The sequence below is a fragment of the Escherichia sp. E1130 genome (assembly GCF_005781065.1).
GTDB lineage: Bacteria > Pseudomonadota > Gammaproteobacteria > Enterobacterales > Enterobacteriaceae > Escherichia.
Window position 1 is genome coordinate 1 of record NZ_VATL01000021.1, and the last position, 18,279, is coordinate 18,279.

Annotated in this window: 17 protein-coding genes; 3 read left to right on the forward strand and 14 right to left on the reverse strand. The window is 52.9% G+C overall.

Going from position 1 to position 18,279, the window contains the following annotated elements; translation table 11 throughout:
• Nucleotides 1-252 precede the first annotated feature (252 nt).
• The 4 genes from hemG to pepQ are packed head-to-tail and all read right to left on the reverse strand — an operon-like array spanning nucleotide 253 to nucleotide 4,245.
• On the reverse strand, nucleotides 253-798 hold the full coding sequence (hemG, locus tag FEK66_RS19270) for a menaquinone-dependent protoporphyrinogen IX dehydrogenase (protein ID WP_130209490.1): 546 nt from the start codon (nucleotides 796-798) through the stop codon (nucleotides 253-255).
• Nucleotides 799-809: 11 nt separating this feature from the next.
• Nucleotides 810-2,261: a Trk system potassium transporter TrkH gene (gene trkH, locus FEK66_RS19275; protein ID WP_000545680.1), complete on the reverse strand. Its 1,452-nt coding sequence runs from the start codon at nucleotides 2,259-2,261 to the stop codon at nucleotides 810-812.
• A gap of 38 nt (nucleotides 2,262-2,299) precedes the next feature.
• On the reverse strand, nucleotides 2,300-2,914 hold the full coding sequence (locus tag FEK66_RS19280) for an IMPACT family protein (RefSeq protein WP_001296979.1): 615 nt from the start codon (nucleotides 2,912-2,914) through the stop codon (nucleotides 2,300-2,302).
• Nucleotides 2,914-4,245 (reverse strand): Xaa-Pro dipeptidase, encoded by a 1,332-nt coding sequence (pepQ, locus tag FEK66_RS19285; protein WP_130261222.1) that lies wholly within the window; start codon nucleotides 4,243-4,245, stop codon nucleotides 2,914-2,916. Before pepQ ends, FEK66_RS19280 begins: the two co-directional genes overlap by 1 nt.
• Before the next feature lie 188 nt (nucleotides 4,246-4,433).
• On the opposite strand from pepQ, the gene fadB reads away from it, so the two are divergent.
• Together fadB and fadA are read left to right on the forward strand one after the other, a co-directional pair.
• Complete coding sequence (fadB, locus tag FEK66_RS19290; RefSeq protein ID WP_135495457.1) at nucleotides 4,434-6,623, forward strand: fatty acid oxidation complex subunit alpha FadB; 2,190 nt, start codon at nucleotides 4,434-4,436, stop codon at nucleotides 6,621-6,623.
• Nucleotides 6,624-6,632: 9 nt separating this feature from the next.
• Nucleotides 6,633-7,796, forward strand: coding sequence for an acetyl-CoA C-acyltransferase FadA (gene fadA / locus FEK66_RS19295; RefSeq protein WP_138211524.1), 1,164 nt, complete (start codon nucleotides 6,633-6,635; stop codon nucleotides 7,794-7,796).
• A 459-nt stretch (nucleotides 7,797-8,255) separates the two neighbouring features.
• Here the strand turns inward: fadA and fre are convergent, their stop codons facing one another.
• Both fre and ubiD read right to left on the reverse strand, forming a co-directional pair.
• Nucleotides 8,256-8,957, reverse strand: a complete 702-nt coding sequence (gene fre / locus FEK66_RS19300) for an NAD(P)H-flavin reductase (RefSeq protein ID WP_130209480.1) — start codon at nucleotides 8,955-8,957, stop codon at nucleotides 8,256-8,258.
• A gap of 45 nt (nucleotides 8,958-9,002) precedes the next feature.
• Nucleotides 9,003-10,496, reverse strand: a complete 1,494-nt coding sequence (ubiD, locus tag FEK66_RS19305; RefSeq protein WP_000339804.1) for a 4-hydroxy-3-polyprenylbenzoate decarboxylase — start codon at nucleotides 10,494-10,496, stop codon at nucleotides 9,003-9,005.
• Nucleotides 10,497-10,662: 166 nt separating this feature from the next.
• Between ubiD and rfaH the strand changes: the two genes are divergently transcribed.
• The gene (gene rfaH, locus FEK66_RS19310) at nucleotides 10,663-11,151 is read left to right on the forward strand and encodes a transcription/translation regulatory transformer protein RfaH (protein ID WP_130209478.1); all 489 of its coding nucleotides are present in this window, start codon (nucleotides 10,663-10,665) and stop codon (nucleotides 11,149-11,151) included.
• On the opposite strand, the gene tatD is transcribed toward rfaH, so the two are convergent.
• The 8 genes from tatD to rmuC form a co-directional block, all read right to left on the reverse strand.
• Nucleotides 11,148-11,930 (reverse strand): 3'-5' ssDNA/RNA exonuclease TatD, encoded by a 783-nt coding sequence (tatD, locus tag FEK66_RS19315; RefSeq protein ID WP_135495449.1) that lies wholly within the window; start codon nucleotides 11,928-11,930, stop codon nucleotides 11,148-11,150. The genes rfaH and tatD overlap by 4 nt on opposite strands.
• Before the next feature lie 41 nt (nucleotides 11,931-11,971).
• Nucleotides 11,972-12,748 (reverse strand): Sec-independent protein translocase subunit TatC, encoded by a 777-nt coding sequence (gene tatC, locus FEK66_RS19320; protein ID WP_000109937.1) that lies wholly within the window; start codon nucleotides 12,746-12,748, stop codon nucleotides 11,972-11,974.
• Nucleotides 12,749-12,750: 2 nt separating this feature from the next.
• The gene (gene tatB, locus FEK66_RS19325) at nucleotides 12,751-13,266 is read right to left on the reverse strand and encodes a Sec-independent protein translocase protein TatB (protein ID WP_130209474.1); all 516 of its coding nucleotides are present in this window, start codon (nucleotides 13,264-13,266) and stop codon (nucleotides 12,751-12,753) included.
• A gap of 3 nt (nucleotides 13,267-13,269) precedes the next feature.
• Nucleotides 13,270-13,539 (reverse strand): Sec-independent protein translocase subunit TatA, encoded by a 270-nt coding sequence (gene tatA / locus FEK66_RS19330; protein ID WP_130209472.1) that lies wholly within the window; start codon nucleotides 13,537-13,539, stop codon nucleotides 13,270-13,272.
• Nucleotides 13,540-13,617: 78 nt separating this feature from the next.
• On the reverse strand, nucleotides 13,618-15,258 hold the full coding sequence (ubiB, locus tag FEK66_RS19335; protein ID WP_135495448.1) for a ubiquinone biosynthesis regulatory protein kinase UbiB: 1,641 nt from the start codon (nucleotides 15,256-15,258) through the stop codon (nucleotides 13,618-13,620).
• Nucleotides 15,258-15,863 (reverse strand): ubiquinone biosynthesis protein UbiJ, encoded by a 606-nt coding sequence (ubiJ, locus tag FEK66_RS19340; RefSeq protein WP_130261219.1) that lies wholly within the window; start codon nucleotides 15,861-15,863, stop codon nucleotides 15,258-15,260. Before ubiJ ends, ubiB begins: the two co-directional genes overlap by 1 nt.
• Before the next feature lie 13 nt (nucleotides 15,864-15,876).
• Nucleotides 15,877-16,632 carry a bifunctional demethylmenaquinone methyltransferase/2-methoxy-6-polyprenyl-1,4-benzoquinol methylase UbiE gene (gene ubiE / locus FEK66_RS19345; protein WP_000227958.1) on the reverse strand — a complete coding sequence of 252 codons (756 nt, stop codon included), beginning with the start codon at nucleotides 16,630-16,632 and terminating at the stop codon, nucleotides 15,877-15,879.
• Nucleotides 16,633-16,726: 94 nt separating this feature from the next.
• Nucleotides 16,727-18,154 (reverse strand): DNA recombination protein RmuC, encoded by a 1,428-nt coding sequence (gene rmuC / locus FEK66_RS19350; protein WP_130219483.1) that lies wholly within the window; start codon nucleotides 18,152-18,154, stop codon nucleotides 16,727-16,729.
• Between the last annotated feature and the right edge of the window lie 125 nt (nucleotides 18,155-18,279).

Below are 18,279 nucleotides of genomic sequence, written 5' to 3' on the forward strand. Positions count from 1 at the left end.
ATAAATTGTTAAAGAGCAGTGCCGCTTCGCTTTTTCTCAGCGGCGCGGGGTGTGCATAATACGCTTTCCCGCCACAGAGTCAAGCATTTTTTTTTGCTTTTCTCTGCCGGAATTCTCAGGAGAATCCCGCTGACCCGGCGGCGTGTTTGCCGTTGTTCCGTGTCAGTGGTGGCGCATTATAGGGAGTTATTCTGAGCTGACAAGAGGAAATTTAAAATAATTTTCCGAATGCGCGTTTTTTATTCTTTATGCTTATTTCGACGCCGATCTGTTGGTTAATTGAGCGATTTCTCGGGCGAAATTCGCGACCTGCTCCCAATCGGTATACACAACCTCTTTGCGCGTATCTGTTTCTCCGCCTGACATCTTCATAATCAGCTTGATCATAAAGCGGTCGTACCAACGATAGCGTGGATAACGCAGCGCCCCGGCAATAACGGCACAGCGATCGGGGCGCCATTGTGAACTCATCAGAAACTTTCGTGCGTAGCTGTTGGTCTGCACAGTCCGCTTCTCCGGCTTGCGTGCCACCAGGTTGACGGAGTAAAAGGCGCTCGGCATTGAGTTCAGCCGGGTGGCATGCTTTTTGACAAATGCCTGGAACGCAGAATGGTAATGACCGTAGCGAATAGAAGCGCCAATCACCACGCGATCGTAGTTTTCCCATTGTGGTTCTTCAATGCGGTGCACATTAGCGACATCCGCCTGGATCCCCAGTTCTTTCAGTTCCGAAGCCAGGTAGGAGGCAATCTCGCGCGTTTGTCCGTCCCTTGTTGAGAAAAGAATTAATGTTTTCACGTATTACTCCATCATTCACGCCAGAAAGTCGGGGTAAAGAGCACCAGCAATGTAAAGACCTCAAGACGACCAAACAGCATGTTGGCAATCAGGATCCATTTAGCCACCGGGTTCATGCTGGTAAAGTTATCAGCAACCACGCCAAGCCCTGGCCCCAGGTTATTCAATGTCGCAACAACCGAGGCAAAGGCAGAAAAGTCATCCACGCCCGTGGCGATTATCGCCAGCATACTGACAATAAACACCAATGCATAGGCGGAGAAAAATCCCCAAACGGCTTCGAGGATACGTTCCGGCAGTGCGCGATTCCCCAGCTTAATGCTATAGACGGCGTTCGGATGCACCAGTCGTTTCAGCTCACGGTTCCCCTGTTTGAACAGCAGCAGGATGCGGATCACTTTCAGGCCACCGCCCGTTGACCCGGCGCAACCGCCGATAAAAGCTGAACATAAAAGCAGTACCGGCAAAAAGAGCGGCCAGCGGGCAATGCTATCAGTCGTAAACCCGGCGGTTGTCGCCATCGACACCACCTGGAAAAATGCCTGGTTAATTGTCATCAGCGCCGAACTGTAGACATTATGAAACCACAGCACGAGGGTACAAATAACCACCAGCGTAAACTGTACGCCGATAAACATGCGAAATTCCGGATCGCGCCAGTAGACCTTCAGACTACGCCCACTTAACAGTGAAAAGTGCAGACCGTAGTTACAGCCGGAGATCAGCAGGAAGATAGCAATGATAGTGTTAATAGTCGGGCTATCGAAATAGCCAACGCTGGCATCATGCGTCGAAAAGCCGCCAATAGCGATTGTCGCAAAGCTATGACCGATGGCATCAAAGGCATCCATTCCAGCAAACCACAGCGCCAGTGCACAGGCGACGGTCAACAAGACATAAATCAACCACAGGGTTTTCGCCGTTTCCGCAATTCGCGGACGCATTTTGTTATCTTTCAGCGGGCCGGGCATTTCCGCGCGATAGAGCTGCATCCCACCAACGCCGAGGATAGGCAGTATCGCAACCGCCAACACGATGATCCCCATCCCGCCAAACCATTGCAGCATCTGGCGATAAAAGAGGATTGCGTGAGGGAGCGAATCCAGCCCCACCAGCGTAGTGGCCCCCGTGGTGGTCAGGCCGGAGAAAGATTCAAAAAACGCATCGGTGATCGTGAGGTTCGGGCTTTCCGAGAAGATAAAAGGGAGCGCACCGACGCTACCCAGCACGGTCCAGAACAGCACCACGATCAGAAACCCTTCACGGGATTTCAGTTCGCCCTTCTCTTTACGGTTAGGCCACCACAACATAGAGCCAATAGCGAGGGCGACAAAAAAGGTCTGGGTAAATGCGCGGCCCGCCCCATCCCGGTAGATGAGTGCTACCAGCCCAGGGATAATCATTGTCCCTGAGAATAAGATGACCAGTAGTCCAACGATTCGGGTAATGGCGCGAAAATGCATCTCTGCCGCTTCCTTAGTTCTGCAAAACGAAGTGGGGATTATTCTTCAATCGCTAACAATTGCAATGAACCACGGCTAAAATCCGCCAGCTTTGCGGAAAATTCAGCCACTTTCGCCGCTGGAAGCGCCACCCGCAGCAGAACGAATGCCTGATAATCACTGTTGATAATTTTGCCGTCACACTGCCCCAGCAACGCTTCAATGCCGGTTAACTGACTATATTCACATTGCAAAGTATATTCGGTTAATGGCGTCTTGCGTTGGGTCGTTAGCTGGCGCAACGCCTGATTCACGCCGCCGCCATACGCTTTCACTAACCCACCGGTGCCAAGCAATATGCCGCCGTAGTAACGCACCACCACAGCGGTAATTTCCCCGACGCCGCTGCCCATCAGTTGGGCGAGCATCGGTTTACCTGCCGTTCCCGCCGGTTCCCCGTCGTCAGAGAAACCCAGCTGTTGAGAATCATCCGGCGCCCCCGCCACCCACGCCACACAATGGTGGCGGGCATCGGGGTGTTCTGCCCGCACCGATTCAACAAACGCTTTCGCCGCCTCAACGCCATCGGTATGCGCCAACATCGTTATGAAGCGGCTCTTTTTGATCTCTTCAACGACCGTGACCGGTGCCGCAGGAATTAACCAGCTTTCCATCACGCCAGTTTCAGATCCCGGGTCATGTTTTCCACGTTGTTTTCGTGGATCACCACGTTGTCTTCGATACGAATGCCGCCGAACGGTTTCAGTGCTTCAATTTTCTGCCAGTTGAAGTGTTTGCTGAACTGCCCTTCACGCCACGGTGCCAGCAACGATTCGATGAAGTAGATACCCGGCTCAATGGTTAACACCATGCCCGGCTGGAGAATACGGGTGCAGCGCAGGTACGGATATTTTGCCGGTGCCGCGAGGTGCGTACCGCTATCATCCTGCATAAAACCTGCTACGTCATGCACCTGCAGGCCCAGCGGATGGCCGATACCGTGCGGCATAAACGGTCCGGTGAGATCGTTTTCGACCATCGCTTCTTCACTCATATCGGTGATGATTTGATGTTTACGCAGCAGTTTGGCAATGCGCTGATGGAACTGGATGTGGTAATCCACATAGCTGACGCCTGCTTTCATGGTGGCGATCAGCGCCAGTTGTTCATCATTAACGTCTTTCACCAGCTGTGCGTAGTCGTTGTCGCTTTTTGCCGACCAGGTTCGGGTCAGGTCAGCCGCATAGCCGTTATATTCTGCCCCGGCATCCAGCAGGAAGCTACGCATCTCTTCCGGTGCCTGATGATCCAGTTTGGTGTAATGCAGCACCGAAGCGTGTTCGTTGAGCGCCACAATGTTGCTGTAAGGTACGTCGGTATCACGATGACCGGTCGCGGTCAGATAGGCAATGTTGATATCGAACTCGCTCATGCCAGAACGGAACGCTTCTTCTGCCGCGCGATGACCGTTGACCGCCATTTTCTGCGCTTCACGCATACAGGCCAGTTCGTACTCGGTTTTGAAGGAGCGGTAGTAATGCAGGTAGTCGATCACCCCTTTCGGGTTGATATTGCTGGCCTCAATGCCCAGTTGCAGCGCACGTTCCGGCACCGGACCGATATAACCAATATTGCCGCGCGCAGCAGGCAGCAGGCTACCAATGCCATCGGCTTTCGGCAGCGCGATCACGTCCACATCTTCAGTCCAGAAGGCGGTCGGCAGCGGTTCGACGTTGTGCCAGTAATCAACTGGCAGATAGAACCACAGTTTCGGCTTGTTCACGCCATCCACCAGCAACCAGCAGTTTGGCACCTGAGTTACCGGCACCCACGCTTTGAATTGCGGGTTCACTTTAAACGGATAGGGATGATCGTCGAGAAAAACATTGAACAGCTCGCCGGAGTGAATAAGTAATGCATCCAGCTTGAAGCGCGCCAGCGCATCGCGAGTCCGTTCTTGTAAGGTAGCTATATGATTTTTATAGAGCGAGGCCAGTGATTCCATTTTTTACCCTTCTGTTTTTTGACCTTAAGTCTCCGCATCTTAGCACATCGTTCATTCAGAGCGTGATTTCTGCCGAGCGTGATCAGATCGGCATTTCTTTAATCTTTTGTTTGCATATTTTTAACACAAAATACACACTTCGATGCATCTGGTACGACCAGATCACCTTGCGGATTCAGGAGACTGACATGCTTTACAAAGGCGACACCCTGTACCTTGACTGGCTGGAAGATGGCATTGCCGAACTGGTATTTGATGCCCCAGGTTCAGTTAATAAACTCGACACTGCGACCGTCGCCAGCCTCGGCGAGGCCATCGGCGTGCTGGAACAGCAATCAGATCTAAAAGGGCTGCTGCTGCGTTCGAACAAAGCAGCCTTTATCGTCGGTGCTGATATCACCGAATTTTTGTCCCTGTTCCTCGTTCCTGAAGAACAGTTAAGCCAGTGGCTGCATTTTGCCAATAGCGTGTTTAATCGCCTGGAAGATCTGCCGGTGCCGACCATTGCCGCCGTCAACGGCTATGCGCTGGGCGGTGGCTGCGAATGTGTACTGGCGACCGATTATCGTCTGGCGACGCCGGATCTGCGCATCGGTCTGCCGGAAACCAAACTGGGCATCATGCCGGGCTTTGGCGGTTCTGTACGTATGCCTCGTATGCTGGGCGCTGACAGTGCGCTGGAAATCATTGCCGCCGGTAAAGATGTCGGCGCGGATCAGGCGCTGAAAATCGGTCTGGTGGATGGCGTAGTCAAAGCAGAAAAACTGATTGAAGGGGCGATGGCGATTTTACGCCAGGCCATTAACGGCGACCTCGACTGGAAAGCGAAACGTCAGCCGAAGCTAGAACCGCTAAAACTGAGCAAGATTGAAGCCACCATGAGCTTCACCATCGCTAAAGGGATGGTCGCACAAACGGCGGGGAAACATTATCCGGCCCCCATCACCGCAGTAAAAACCATTGAAGCTGCGGCCCGTTTTGGTCGTGAAGAAGCATTAAATCTGGAAAACAAAAGCTTTGTCCCGCTGGCGCATACCAACGAAGCCCGCGCACTGGTCGGCATTTTCCTTAACGATCAATATGTAAAAGGCAAAGCGAAGAAACTCACCAAAGACGTTGAAACACCGAAACAGGCCGCTGTACTGGGCGCAGGCATCATGGGTGGCGGCATCGCTTACCAGTCCGCGTGGAAAGGCGTGCCGGTTGTCATGAAAGATATCAACGATAAGTCGTTAGCCCTCGGCATGACTGAAGCCGCGAAACTACTGAACAAGCAGCTTGAGCGCGGCAAGATCGATGGTCTGAAACTGGCTGGCGTGATCTCCACAATCCACCCAACGCTCGACTACGCCGGATTTGACCGCGTGGATGTTGTGGTAGAAGCGGTTGTCGAAAACCCGAAAGTGAAAAAAGCCGTGCTGGCAGAAACCGAGCAGAAAGTACGCCCGGATACCGTACTGGCATCTAACACTTCAACCATTCCTATCAGCGAACTGGCCAACGCGCTGGAACGTCCGGAAAACTTCTGCGGGATGCACTTCTTTAACCCGGTCCACCGAATGCCGTTGGTAGAAATTATTCGCGGCGAGAAAAGCTCCGACGAAACCATCGCGAAAGTCGTCGCCTGGGCGAGCAAGATGGGCAAAACGCCGATTGTGGTTAACGACTGCCCCGGATTCTTCGTTAACCGCGTGCTGTTCCCCTACTTCGCCGGTTTCAGCCAGTTGCTGCGCGACGGCGCGGATTTCCGCAAGATCGACAAAGTGATGGAAAAACAGTTTGGCTGGCCGATGGGTCCGGCATATCTGCTGGATGTCGTGGGCATTGACACCGCGCATCATGCCCAGGCTGTCATGGCAGCAGGCTTCCCGCAGCGGATGCAGAAAGATTATCGCGATACCATCGACGCGCTGTTTGATGCCAACCGCTTTGGTCAGAAGAACGGCCTCGGTTTCTGGCGTTATAAAGAAGACAGCAAAGGTAAGCCGAAGAAAGAAGAAGACGCCGTCGTTGACGACCTGCTGGCAGAAGTGAGCCAGCCGAAGCGCGATTTCAGCGAAGAAGAGATTATCGCCCGCATGATGATCCCGATGGTCAACGAAGTGGTGCGCTGTCTGGAAGAAAGCATTATCGCCACTCCGGCAGAAGCGGATATGGCGCTGGTCTACGGCCTGGGCTTCCCTCCGTTCCACGGCGGCGCGTTCCGCTGGCTGGACACCCTCGGTAGCGCAAAATACCTCGATATGGCACAGCAATATCAGCACCTCGGCCCGCTGTATGAAGTGCCGGAAGGTCTGCGTAATAAAGCGCGTCATAACGAACCGTACTATCCCTCGGTTGAGCCAGCCCGTCCGGTTGGCGACCTGAAAACGGCTTAAGGAGTCACAATGGAACAGGTTGTCATTGTCGATGCAATTCGCACCCCGATGGGCCGTTCGAAGGGCGGTGCTTTTCGTAACGTACGTGCGGAAGATCTCTCCGCTCATTTAATGCGTAGCTTGCTGGCGCGTAATCCGGCGCTGGAAGCGGCGGCCCTCGACGATATTTTCTGGGGCTGTGTGCAGCAGACGCTGGAGCAGGGTTTTAATATCGCCCGTAACGCGGCGCTGTTGGCTGAAGTACCACACTCTGTCCCGGCGGTTACCGTCAACCGTCTGTGTGGTTCATCCATGCAGGCACTGCATGATGCAGCACGAATGATCATGACTGGCGATGCACAGGCATGCCTGGTTGGCGGCGTGGAGCATATGGGCCATGTGCCGATGAGTCATGGCGTCGATTTTCACCCCGGCCTGAGCCGCAATGTCGCCAAAGCGGCGGGCATGATGGGCTTAACGGCAGAAATGCTGGCGCGTATGCACGGTATCAGCCGTGAAATGCAGGATGCCTTTGCCGCGCGGTCACACGCCCGCGCCTGGGCCGCCACGCAGTCGGGCGCATTTAAAAATGAAATCATCCCGACCGGTGGTCACGATGCCGACGGCGTATTGAAGCAGTTTAATTACGACGAAGTGATTCGCCCGGAAACCACCGTGGAAGCCCTCGCCACGCTGCGTCCGGCGTTTGATCCCGTCAGCGGTACGGTAACGGCGGGTACATCTTCTGCGCTTTCCGATGGTGCAGCTGCCATGTTGGTGATGAGTGAAAGCCGCGCCCGTGAATTAGGTCTTAAGCCGCGCGCCCGCGTACGTTCGATGGCGGTCGTCGGTTGTGACCCGTCGATTATGGGTTACGGCCCGGTCCCGGCCTCAAAACTGGCGCTGAAAAAAGCGGGGCTTTCTGCCAGCGATATCGGTGTGTTTGAGATGAACGAAGCCTTTGCCGCGCAGATCCTGCCGTGCATTAAAGATCTGGGGCTGATGGAGCAGATCGACGAGAAGATCAACCTCAACGGTGGCGCGATCGCGCTGGGTCATCCGCTGGGCTGTTCAGGTGCTCGTATCAGTACCACGCTGCTGAATCTGATGGAGCGCAAAGATGCCCAGTTTGGTCTGGCGACGATGTGTATCGGTCTGGGTCAGGGTATTGCGACGGTGTTTGAGCGGGTTTAACCACTTGCCGGATGCGGCATAAACGCCTTATCCGGCCTACGGTTCAGGACTATTTGTAGGCACGATAAGACGCGCTAGCGTCGCATCGGGCATTGTTTGCCTGATGCGGCATAAACGCCTTATCCGGCCTACGGTTCAGGACTATTTGTAGGCACGATAAGACGCGCCAGCGTCGCATCGGGCATTGTTTGCCGGATGCGGCATAAACGCCTTATCCGGCCTACGGTTCAGGACTATTTGTAGGCACGATAAGACGCGTCAGCGTCGCATCGGGCATTGTTTGCCGGATGCGGCGTAAACGCCTTATCCGGCCCACGGTTCAGGACTATTTGTAGGCCTGATAAGACGCGCAAGCGTCGCATCAGGCATTGTTTTCCGGATGCGACATAGATCCAAATGCCACTGTATAAAGTTTTAGTTGCCGTTCTTCCCGCCTGTCAGGGGCGGGTTTTTTATGGCTTAGATAAACGCAAACGCATCGCCAAACAGGCGATCTTCCCGCGCATTACGCTCATTGCAGAACAGGTCACGGGCGATTTTCGCCATCTCAAAGCGGCCAGCGATATAGATATCATGCTCCGCCAGCGTACCGTGATCCTGCAATACCGCCGTTAACACGGTGCCAGTACGTCCACGCCAGCCCGCTTCCGGTTGTTCAACTACCGGCACCACACGCAAACCAGGATGCTTCAGAGAAAGCGCCTCAAGCTCGGACAGATCATAAAGATGTTGCTCTTCACGCCCGCCCCAGTAAATGGTGATATCGCGATTGGGATTACGTGCCAGCGCTGTCAGCAAAATCGAGCGCGCATAAGAGAACCCCGTGCCGCCCGCAATCAGAATCATCGGACGTTCTTCATCATCGCGCAGCCACGCTTCACCGTGGGGAATATCCACCACGATTTGATGATCTTTAAGGATGCGATCCATAACGGCTTTGGCGTAGAGATTGATCTCCGAAGCGCCAATGTGCAGCTCAATGAAACCTTGTTCATTCGGCGTCGAAGCCATTGAAAACGGGCGTTTGTCGCGCTCGTCCATCACCACCATCAAATACTGACCAGCACGAAAAGAAAAGGCCGCGTCTGGCACGATGCGAACACGATATACGGTATCGGTGATAGCTTCTACCGAGGTCACTTTACAGCTTAAGGTTGTCATGCGCTTTCTCTGTCGGATCGATAAATAGGGCAAAACAAACGCGCATCAGGCGCTTTTACCGTTGTTAAAAATAGCCAGTTCATCCCAGATGGCGTCAATATGCGCGACAACATCTGGATCTTTTTTGATGGGACGCCCCCATTCACGCTGGGTTTCCCCTGGCCATTTATTCGTGGCATCCAGCCCCATTTTTGAACCCAGCCCGGAGACGGGCGAGGCAAAATCCAGATAATCAATAGGCGTATTTTCTACCAACACCGTATCCCGCGCAGGGTCCATACGGGTGGTAATTGCCCAAATCACATCGTTCCAGTCGCGTGCGTTAACATCATCATCGCAGACGATCACGAACTTAGTGTACATAAACTGGCGTAAGAATGACCAGACCCCCATCATGACGCGCTTCGCATGTCCGGCGTACTGTTTTTTGATTGTCACTACCGCCAGGCGATAAGAACAGCCTTCCGGCGGCAGGTAAAAATCGACAATTTCCGGGAACTGTTTTTGCAGAATCGGCACGAACACTTCGTTCAACGCCACGCCCAGTACCGCGGGTTCATCTGGCGGACGCCCGGTATAGGTGGAATGGTAAATCGCATCTTCACGCTGGGTAATATGCGTCACGGTAAATACCGGGAAACTATCGACTTCGTTATAGTAACCGGTGTGGTCGCCATACGGCCCTTCCGGCGCCGTTTCGCCTTGTTCGATATACCCTTCCAGCACAATCTCCGCACTGGCGGGCACTTCAAGGTCATTGGAGATACACTTCACCACTTCGGTCTTGGTGCCGCGCAGCAATCCGGCAAAGGCGTATTCCGACAATGTATCCGGGACTGGCGTCACTGCACCGAGAATCGTAGCGGGATCGGCACCCAGCGCCACAGAAACCGGGAAACGTTCGCCCGGATGCGCCGCGCACCACTCCTGATAATCCAGTGCGCCGCCACGATGCGACAGCCAGCGCATAATCAGTTTGTTTTTACCAATCAGCTGCTGGCGATAAATACCCAGATTCTGCCGCTCTTTATGCGGGCCGCGCGTTACGGTCAGCCCCCAGGTAATTAGCGGCGCGGCGTCTTCCGGCCAGCAGGTCATAATGGGAATGCGGTTAAGATCGACGTCATCACCAGAGACGATTTTTTGTTGGCAAGGCGCACCACGCAATCGCTTTGTCGGCATGTTTAACACCTGCTTAAACTGCGGCAGTTTATCAAACAGGTCGCGGAAACCTTTTGGCGGCTCCGGCTCTTTCAGAAACGCCAATAATTTACCGACTTCACGCAGCGCCGAAACATCTTCCTGGCCCATGCCCATCGCCACGCGCTTTGGCGTACCAAACAGGTTGCACAGCACCGGCATCGAATAACCTTTGGGGTTTTCAAACAACAACGCAGGTCCACCGGCACGCAGAGTGCGGTCAGCAATTTCAGTGATTTCCAGATGCGGATCCACCGGGAGCGTGATACGTTTTAGCTCACCCTGCTGTTCAAGCAGCGTCAGGAAGTCGCGTAAATCGTTATATTTCATGGCGTCCATTGTAGCCTCTTAATCTTCGCCCATTATACGGCGTTCATCTTCGCGATGCTGTAAATTTGTTAAATTAGCGTGAACTCTGACGGCATAACGCAAACCGGGGAATATAATTAACTTAGCGTAAAGCTTTTGCTATCCTTGCGCCCCGATTAAACGGATAAGAGTCATTATGCAATCCTGGTATTTACTGTACTGCAAGCGCGGGCAACTTCAACGTGCCCAGGAACACCTCGAAAGACAGGCGGTGAATTGCCTGGCGCCGATGATCACCCTGGAAAAAATCGTGCGAGGCAAACGTACCGCAGTCAGTGAACCATTGTTCCCCAACTACCTGTTTGTGGAATTTGACCCGGAAGTGATTCATACCACAACCATCAGTGCGACCCGCGGCGTAAGCCACTTTGTGCGCTTTGGCGCATCGCCGGCGATAGTCCCATCTGCGGTTATTCATCAACTGTCGGTGTATAAACCGGAAGACATTGTTGATCCGGCGACGCCATATCCTGGTGATAAGGTGATTATCACCGAAGGCGCTTTCGAAGGTTTTCAGGCTATTTTCACCGAACCCGACGGCGAGGCTCGCTCTATGCTATTGCTTAATCTTATCAATAAAGAGATTAAGCACAGTGTGAAGAACACCGAGTTCCGCAAACTCTAGAACGCAATCCCAAATAACTTTTTGACATTGACATCCGTGGTGGCAGCCAGCCATGCGGCATCTTCCCCACGCCAGTGTGCAATACGTTGCAAAATATGGGGCAGATAGGCTGGCTCATTACGCCGTGACGATGGCTTCGGCGTGAGATCGCGCGGAAGCAAATACGGTGCGTCTGTCTCAACCAGCAATTGCTCCGCCGGAATAAATGGCAACAGTTCTCGCAGCTCCAGTCCGCGTCGTTCATCGCAAACCCAACCGGTAATGCCGATATAAATTCCGCGCGCCACGCACGCCTGCATCTCTTCGCGTGTGCCGGTAAAACAGTGCAACACCGCGCCAGGCAGTTTATCCAGCCACGGCTCCAGCAACGTCATAAACCGCTCGTGGGCATCACGGCAGTGCATAAATACCGGCATGTTTAACTCTGCGGCAATACGTAGCTGGGCAACAAAAGCGCGTTCCTGCTCTTCTGGTGTGGAAAAGTTGCGGTTAAAGTCGAGGCCACACTCACCAATCGCCACCACTTCTGGCTGCGAGGCCAGCGCCACAATCATTTCTTCTGTTGCGTCTTGCCACTGGCTACTGTCATGAGGATGCACGCCCGCCGTTGACCAACAGGACGAATACTGACGCGCCAGCTTTTGCGCCTGCTGGCTTTCGCGCAGGTTAGTGCCGGTGATGAGTAGCCCATTAACTCCCGCAGCAAAAGCGCGCGCTACGACATCATCACGGTCTTTCGCAAATTGCGAACTGGTCAGATTAACGCCGATATCAAACATCCTGCACTCCATATGACAACCGCCCTGACGGGCGGTTGAGTTTATTCTTCAGTTTTTTCGCTTTCTGCTTCAGCGTCGTTTTCTTCTTCCCGGTTTCGGCCTTTACCAACGTAAAAGCGCGAGAAGAAGACGCCAATTTCAAACAGGCAGTACATCGGGATCGCCAGCAGCGTTTGCGAGAAGACATCCGGCGGCGTCAGCAGCATCCCGACGACGAATGCGCCAACCAGCACATACGGACGTTTTTTGCGTAAGTCTTCTGGCGAGGTAATCCCCATCCAGCACAGCAGCACAATCGCCACAGGCACTTCAAAGGAGATACCAAATGCCATAAACAGCGCCATCACGAAGCTCAAATAGCTGGCAATATCGGTGGATACCTGCACCCCTTCAGGCGCGGTATTGGCAAGGAAACCAAACGCCAGCGGGAAGACCACGAAATAAGCGAATGCCATGCCGATATAAAACAGCAGAGAGCTGGAAACCAGCAGCGGCACCACCAGGCGACGTTCGTGCTTATAGAGTGCAGGAGCGATAAATGCCCACACCTGATAGAGAATCACCGGCGCTGACAGAATCAGCGACACCATAAAGGTCAGCTTGATTGGCGTAAAGAACGGCGAGGCCACATCGGTGGCGATCATCGTTGAACCTTGCGGCAACTGCTTGATCAATGGCGCGGATACCAGGTGATAAATGTCATTGGCGAAATAGACCAGACACAGAAATATCACGATCACCGCGATAATGCAGTTCAGCAGACGCTTACGCAGCTCAATCAGATGCGTGATAAGCGGTTGAGTATCTTCTACAGACATGTTTACGGTTTATCACTCGACGAAGGGGAATGTGCAGCGGTTTTCGGTTCAGCGTCCGCAGCAGGTTTTACCACCGGCTCTGGCGTGGTTTCTGGCTTCTGTTCCGGCGAACTGGCCTGCGTTTGTGCAGCGGCAGGCGTGACGCCTTCATGCGCAGCCTCATTGTCTTTCACCACCGGGTTATGAATGGTGTGCGCTTCATCGCTCGCCTTTTCAGGGTCATTCGCAACGTAGGAACGCTTCATCGACTCCGCGGCCTGGCGCAGCTCATCCATTGACGCTTTCAGTTCGGGCGTCAGGTTGGTGAGACTCGCCTTTTCAACCTTTTTCAGGCTGTCCTGAAACTCCTGGAGTTTTAACTCCTGGGTCAGTTCGTTCTGCACCGTTGTTGCCAGTGAACGCAACGCACGAATCCAGCCCGCTACCGTTTTTACCGCCACAGGCAGTCGTTGCGGCCCCAGAACTACGAGGCCGATGATGAACACCAATAGCAGTTCGCTAAAACCGATATCAAACACGGATTACACCTGCTCTTTATCGTGGCGCTTTGCGTCTTCTGTTTTAGCCTGTTCCTGATTCGCATCCGCCTGCTTATCGGCGATTGTTTTCGCAGTAAAATCAGCATCCTGACTGGTTTTATCCTGCTTTGGTTCATCATCGCTCATTGCTTTTTTAAAGCCTTTGATCGACGCACCAAGATCGGAACCGATGGAGCCGAGCTTTTTGGTGCCAAAAAGCAGTACAACGATGACGGCAATAATCAATAACTGCCAAATACTGATACCACCCATACATGTTCCTCTGTGGTAGATGATGATTAAACAAGGCCGCATTATACGTTACACGGCCCGCCTTGAGCGATGAAAAAATCAGCGTGTTTTGCACCAACCGACAAACCAGGCGATCAGACCGGCCGCCATTAACCAGCCGGGCACCAGCCCCCATTCCGGTCGGCTGACCAACAAGAATGTGCCGCTTAATACTAACGTTGCACCAATCCCCAATAAGTAACGAGATTGTCCCTGACGCACATGATTCGACTGTAACTCGCGCGCAATCTTATCAACACTATGCTGTAAATACTTGCCCTGGCGCAAACTGTCATAAACCAATTCAGGCAGTTCTGGCATTTTTTCGATCCAGAACGGCGCTTTTTCCTTAAATGCTCTCACCAGCGCGGGAATACCGACCTGATCTTTAATCCACGATTCAAGGAAAGGTTTTGCAGTTTTCCATAAATCGAGCTGCGGATAAAGCTGCCGTCCTACCCCTTCGATATAGAGCAAGGTTTTCTGAAGTAACACCAGTTGCGGCTGCACTTCCATATTGAAGCGACGCGCCGTATTAAACAGATTTAACAGCACATGTCCAAACGAAATTTCCGCCAGCGGTTTCTCAAAGATAGGTTCGCAAACGGTACGAATGGCAAATTCGAACTCTTCAACGTTGGTATCTGGCGGTACCCAGCCTGAATCGACATGCAGCTCTGCCACTTTGCGATAGTCGCGGTTAAAGAAGGCGATAAAGTTTTCCGCCAGATAGCGTTTATCTTCCTTGTTTAGCGAGCCGACTATCCCGCAATCAATGCCGATATATTTCGGGTTTTCCGGGTGCTCATAGCTTACGAAGATGTTGCCTGGATGCATATCGGCATGGAAAAAGCTGTCACGGAAAACCTGGGTGAAGAACACCTGCACACCGCGTTCCGCCAGCAATTTCATGTTAGTGCCGTTTTTCTCCAGCGCCGCGACATCAGAAACGGGAATGCCGTAAATGCGCTCCATCACCATCATCCCTTCGCTGCAATAGTCAGGGTAAACTTCCGGGATGTAGAGCATCGGGCTGTCTTCAAAATTGCGTCGTAACTGAATGGCGTTGGCAGATTCCCGCAGCAAATTCAATTCATCAATCAAGGTCTTTTCGTACTCGCGCACCACTTCAGTTGGGCGCAGACGGCGACCATCCGGCAGCAAACGCGGCACCCAGCGAGCCAAGCGGTAGATAAGTTTCAGATCCGCTTTAATCACCGGCAAAATGTCCGGACGGATGACTTTAATTACCACATCTTTGCCATTCGATTTCAATCGCGCGGTATGAACCTGGGCGATAGAGGCCGACGCCAGCGGCTCGATTTCAAAATCGTCAAACCACGCTTCCACCGGCAAACCGCCCATTGCAGCTTCAATCTGTTGCTTCGCCAGTCTGCCATCAAACGGTGCGACTTTGTCCTGCAAGAGTGCCAGTTGGTCAGCAATATGCGGCGGAAAAAGGTCGCGACGGGTCGATAGCATCTGCCCAAACTTGATCCATACCGGACCCAATTCTTGCAGCGCCAGTCGTAGTCGCTCACCTAATGGTTTGTCTTTGTGCCGATTCGGCATCCAGAATAATGAGTATCGCCATAACCGCAGCGGCAAGGTGATACGCATTTTAGGGATCAGTTCATCAAGTCCGTAGCTTAAAAAAGTGCGAATGATGAAATACAGGCGCCGTACTTCACCTGGCGTCATTAAACTGCCTCCAGTTTTTCCAGCCGTTTGATTAACGCATCAACGGCACGTTCAACAGCGGCTGTTTCTTCCGCAAACCAGGCCACTTCAAGCGGACCTGGCGCCATACGCCACTCTTCGGTGATAGCTTCCGCCACGTAACGTTGCTGGCGTTTAATACCATGATGCAGGAACTTTGCGCCGCCGCGCAGGGCTTTGCTGATGCCTTCAGCGGCGATATCACCGGTATAAGGGGCCAGCAGTTCCGCAGGGTCGAACTCTGCCAGATCTGCCAACGCCACGAAATTCTGTACCACCTGAATATCGCCCTGCACTTCCAGCTCACCGCTACGAATTAGTGCGGCAAGCTGCTGGCGGTCACGAAGTTTCGGCAACACGCTGGCGTAGGCGATAACGGTGCAATCAGCATCGCCAGACCATTCGCCCAGCACATCGACCTGCCGTTCACTAAACACCAGAATTAGCGACGTCGAAAAGCCTTTTACCTCCACGCGCAATACTTTACCCAGCAGACGCGAGCGGGCTGTTTTCAGCGCGGGTGAGCGATACAGGAAAGTGTTGAGCAGACTTTCAATTCCTGCCGTCACTAAAGGTTTAAAAGGCATAGTCGTACTCCTGTCAGAACTTATAACCACGATGCAGCGCCACAACGCCAGCCGTCAGGTTGTAATAATCGACACTTTCGAATCCGGCATCCTGCATCATGGCTTTCAGCGTATCCTGATCGGGATGCATACGGATGGATTCGGCCAGATAGCGGTAGCTGTCGGCATCGTTCGCCACCAGCGAACCAATACGTGGCAGCACATGGAAGGAGTAAGCGTCATAGGCTTTGCTTAACGGTTCGATAATCGGCTTCGAGAACTCAAGCACCAGCAGGCGACCGCCCGGTTTCAGCACGCGATACATCGAACGCAGTGCTTTATCTTTGTCGGTAACGTTACGCAGACCAAACGAAATGGTGATGCAATCAAAGGTGTTATCCGGGAACGGCAGCGCCTCTGCGTTCGCCTGAACATACTCAACGTTGCCAATCACACCGATATTGCGCAGTTTCTCACGGCCCATCTTGAGCATGGATTCATTGATATCGGCGAGAACCACTTTGCCCGTTTCACCAACCAGGCGGGAGAATTTCGCCGTCAGATCGCCGGTACCGCCAGCCAGATCCAGTACGGTCTGCCCACGACGCACACCGCTGCAATCGATCGTGAATCGCTTCCACAAACGATGAATACCAAATGACATCAAATCATTCATGACATCATATTTCGATGCCACGGAATGGAAAACGTGGGCGACCATATCCGCTTTTTGTTCCTTCGCGACGGTCTGAAAACCAAAGTGCGTCGTTTCTTGTGACTTATCCACCATCTCAATGCCTGCTCATCAAAAAATTGTTCCAGAAGTGTAACAGATTGGGCGTCGATGCCCTAGATTTCTACCCGGCTTAACTACCCCTAATGGGCTAGCGCGACTGCTGATTATATTCATCATCGCGTTGATAAGCTTCATCATTCGGCTGCCCCGGAACCGACCGCAGTCGATACTCTTCATCCTGGCTCACCGCCTGTTCAGCCAAGTCCGGATTAATCTCGCGTTTAATTTCTACCCCTAAACCGCGAAACGCTTCTGCCTGCGCCAGCACATTTCCGCGACCTGAAGAGAGTTTTTTCATCGCCTGGCGATAGTTATCCTGCGCTTTGTCCAGACTTTGACCAATCGCGGACATATCATCAATAAACAGACGCATCTTGTCGTACAGCTTGCTGGCACGATCGGCGATTTGCTGGGCGTTACGGCTTTGATGCTCATAACGCCACAGGTTGGCGATAGTACGCAACGCCACCAGCAGCGTGGTGGGGCTAACCAGCATGATGTTGTTCTTTAACGCTTCGGTGATCAGCTCTGGCTGGCGATCAAGCGCCAGTAAAAACGCTGGTTCAACGGGAATAAACATCAGCACGTAATCCAGCGTTCGTAGCCCCGGCAGCTGTTGATAATCTTTGCGCCCAAGTAAGCGGATGTGATTACGTACCGAAGCAATATGCTCCTGCAATGCGCTTTCGCGTGTGTAGTCGTCTTCCGCGTTGAAGTAGCGTTCATAGGCGACCAACGTCATTTTGGCATCGATCACCACATCTTTCCCCTGCGGCAGCCGCACGATGACATCCGGCTGCATCCGCGAGCGAGCATCATTTTCGATGCTTACCTGGGTTTCGTATTCATACCCTTCACGCAGTCCGGAAGCCTCCAGCACCCGCGTCAGTACCACTTCGCCCCAGTTCCCCTGGGTTTTGTTATCGCCTTTCAGCGCGCGCGTCAGGTTGATCGCTTCCTGGGCCATTTGCGCGTTGAGTTGCTGTAGATTACGAATTTCGTGGGTCAGGGTATGGCGTTCTTGTGCTTCTTTACCAAAGCTGTCCTGTACCTGTCGGCGAAAACCATCCAGTTGTTCACGCAGCGGCGATAGCAGGTTGTTCAGACTCTGGCGATTTTGTTCATCTACACGGCGATTACTGTGCTCAAAAATACGGTTGGCGAGGTTTTCAAACTGCTCGCTCAAACGCTGCTCGCTGTTAATCATCTGGCGAATTTTATCGTCAGCATGTTGCTGTGCAGCTTCCATCCGCGTGGTCACTTCACGCAGATCTGCCTCCAGCGAGGTGTTAATACTTTGCAGACTACGCACTTCGTTATTGAGCAATTCACACTCTGCACGCCAGTGCTCACTTTGGGTAATTTGTTGTTTTGCCGCACTTAACTCCGCGACCATCTCTTCACGTTCAGCTAATTGCTCGGCTTTTTGCTGCGCATGTTGATAACTGGCAAACAGCCAACCGATGGCCACACTGACCAGCGCAATAATGGCATAAACAATGATTGAGAAATCCACAAAGCCTCCTGACGCAACAACTTACCCGCACAAAATAGAATTGTGCTGTACAAACGTCCAGTTTGAAAGAAGTTTCCTGCGAGGCGCTACGCAAAACGATCGTTTATTTTGCTTATTTTATCCCA

What these genes read in the sequence shown, in the direction of transcription:
- tatA (WP_130209472.1), bottom strand. Translation starts at nt 13,539, where the DNA reads ATGGGTGGTATCAGTATTTGGCAGTTATTGATTATTGCCGTCATCGTT.
- ubiJ (WP_130261219.1), bottom strand. Translation starts at nt 15,863, where the DNA reads ATGCCTTTTAAACCTTTAGTGACGGCAGGAATTGAAAGTCTGCTCAAC.
- pepQ (WP_130261222.1), bottom strand. Translation starts at nt 4,245, where the DNA reads ATGGAATCACTGGCCTCGCTCTATAAAAATCATATAGCTACCTTACAA.
- tatC (WP_000109937.1), bottom strand. Translation starts at nt 12,748, where the DNA reads ATGTCTGTAGAAGATACTCAACCGCTTATCACGCATCTGATTGAGCTG.
- ubiB (WP_135495448.1), bottom strand. Translation starts at nt 15,258, where the DNA reads ATGACGCCAGGTGAAGTACGGCGCCTGTATTTCATCATTCGCACTTTT.
- ubiE (WP_000227958.1), bottom strand. Translation starts at nt 16,632, where the DNA reads ATGGTGGATAAGTCACAAGAAACGACGCACTTTGGTTTTCAGACCGTC.
- trkH (WP_000545680.1), bottom strand. Translation starts at nt 2,261, where the DNA reads ATGCATTTTCGCGCCATTACCCGAATCGTTGGACTACTGGTCATCTTA.
- rfaH (WP_130209478.1), top strand. Translation starts at nt 10,663, where the DNA reads ATGCAATCCTGGTATTTACTGTACTGCAAGCGCGGGCAACTTCAACGT.
- fadB (WP_135495457.1), top strand. Translation starts at nt 4,434, where the DNA reads ATGCTTTACAAAGGCGACACCCTGTACCTTGACTGGCTGGAAGATGGC.
- ubiD (WP_000339804.1), bottom strand. Translation starts at nt 10,496, where the DNA reads ATGGACGCCATGAAATATAACGATTTACGCGACTTCCTGACGCTGCTT.
- fadA (WP_138211524.1), top strand. Translation starts at nt 6,633, where the DNA reads ATGGAACAGGTTGTCATTGTCGATGCAATTCGCACCCCGATGGGCCGT.
- fre (WP_130209480.1), bottom strand. Translation starts at nt 8,957, where the DNA reads ATGACAACCTTAAGCTGTAAAGTGACCTCGGTAGAAGCTATCACCGAT.
- FEK66_RS19280 (WP_001296979.1), bottom strand. Translation starts at nt 2,914, where the DNA reads ATGGAAAGCTGGTTAATTCCTGCGGCACCGGTCACGGTCGTTGAAGAG.
- tatD (WP_135495449.1), bottom strand. Translation starts at nt 11,930, where the DNA reads ATGTTTGATATCGGCGTTAATCTGACCAGTTCGCAATTTGCGAAAGAC.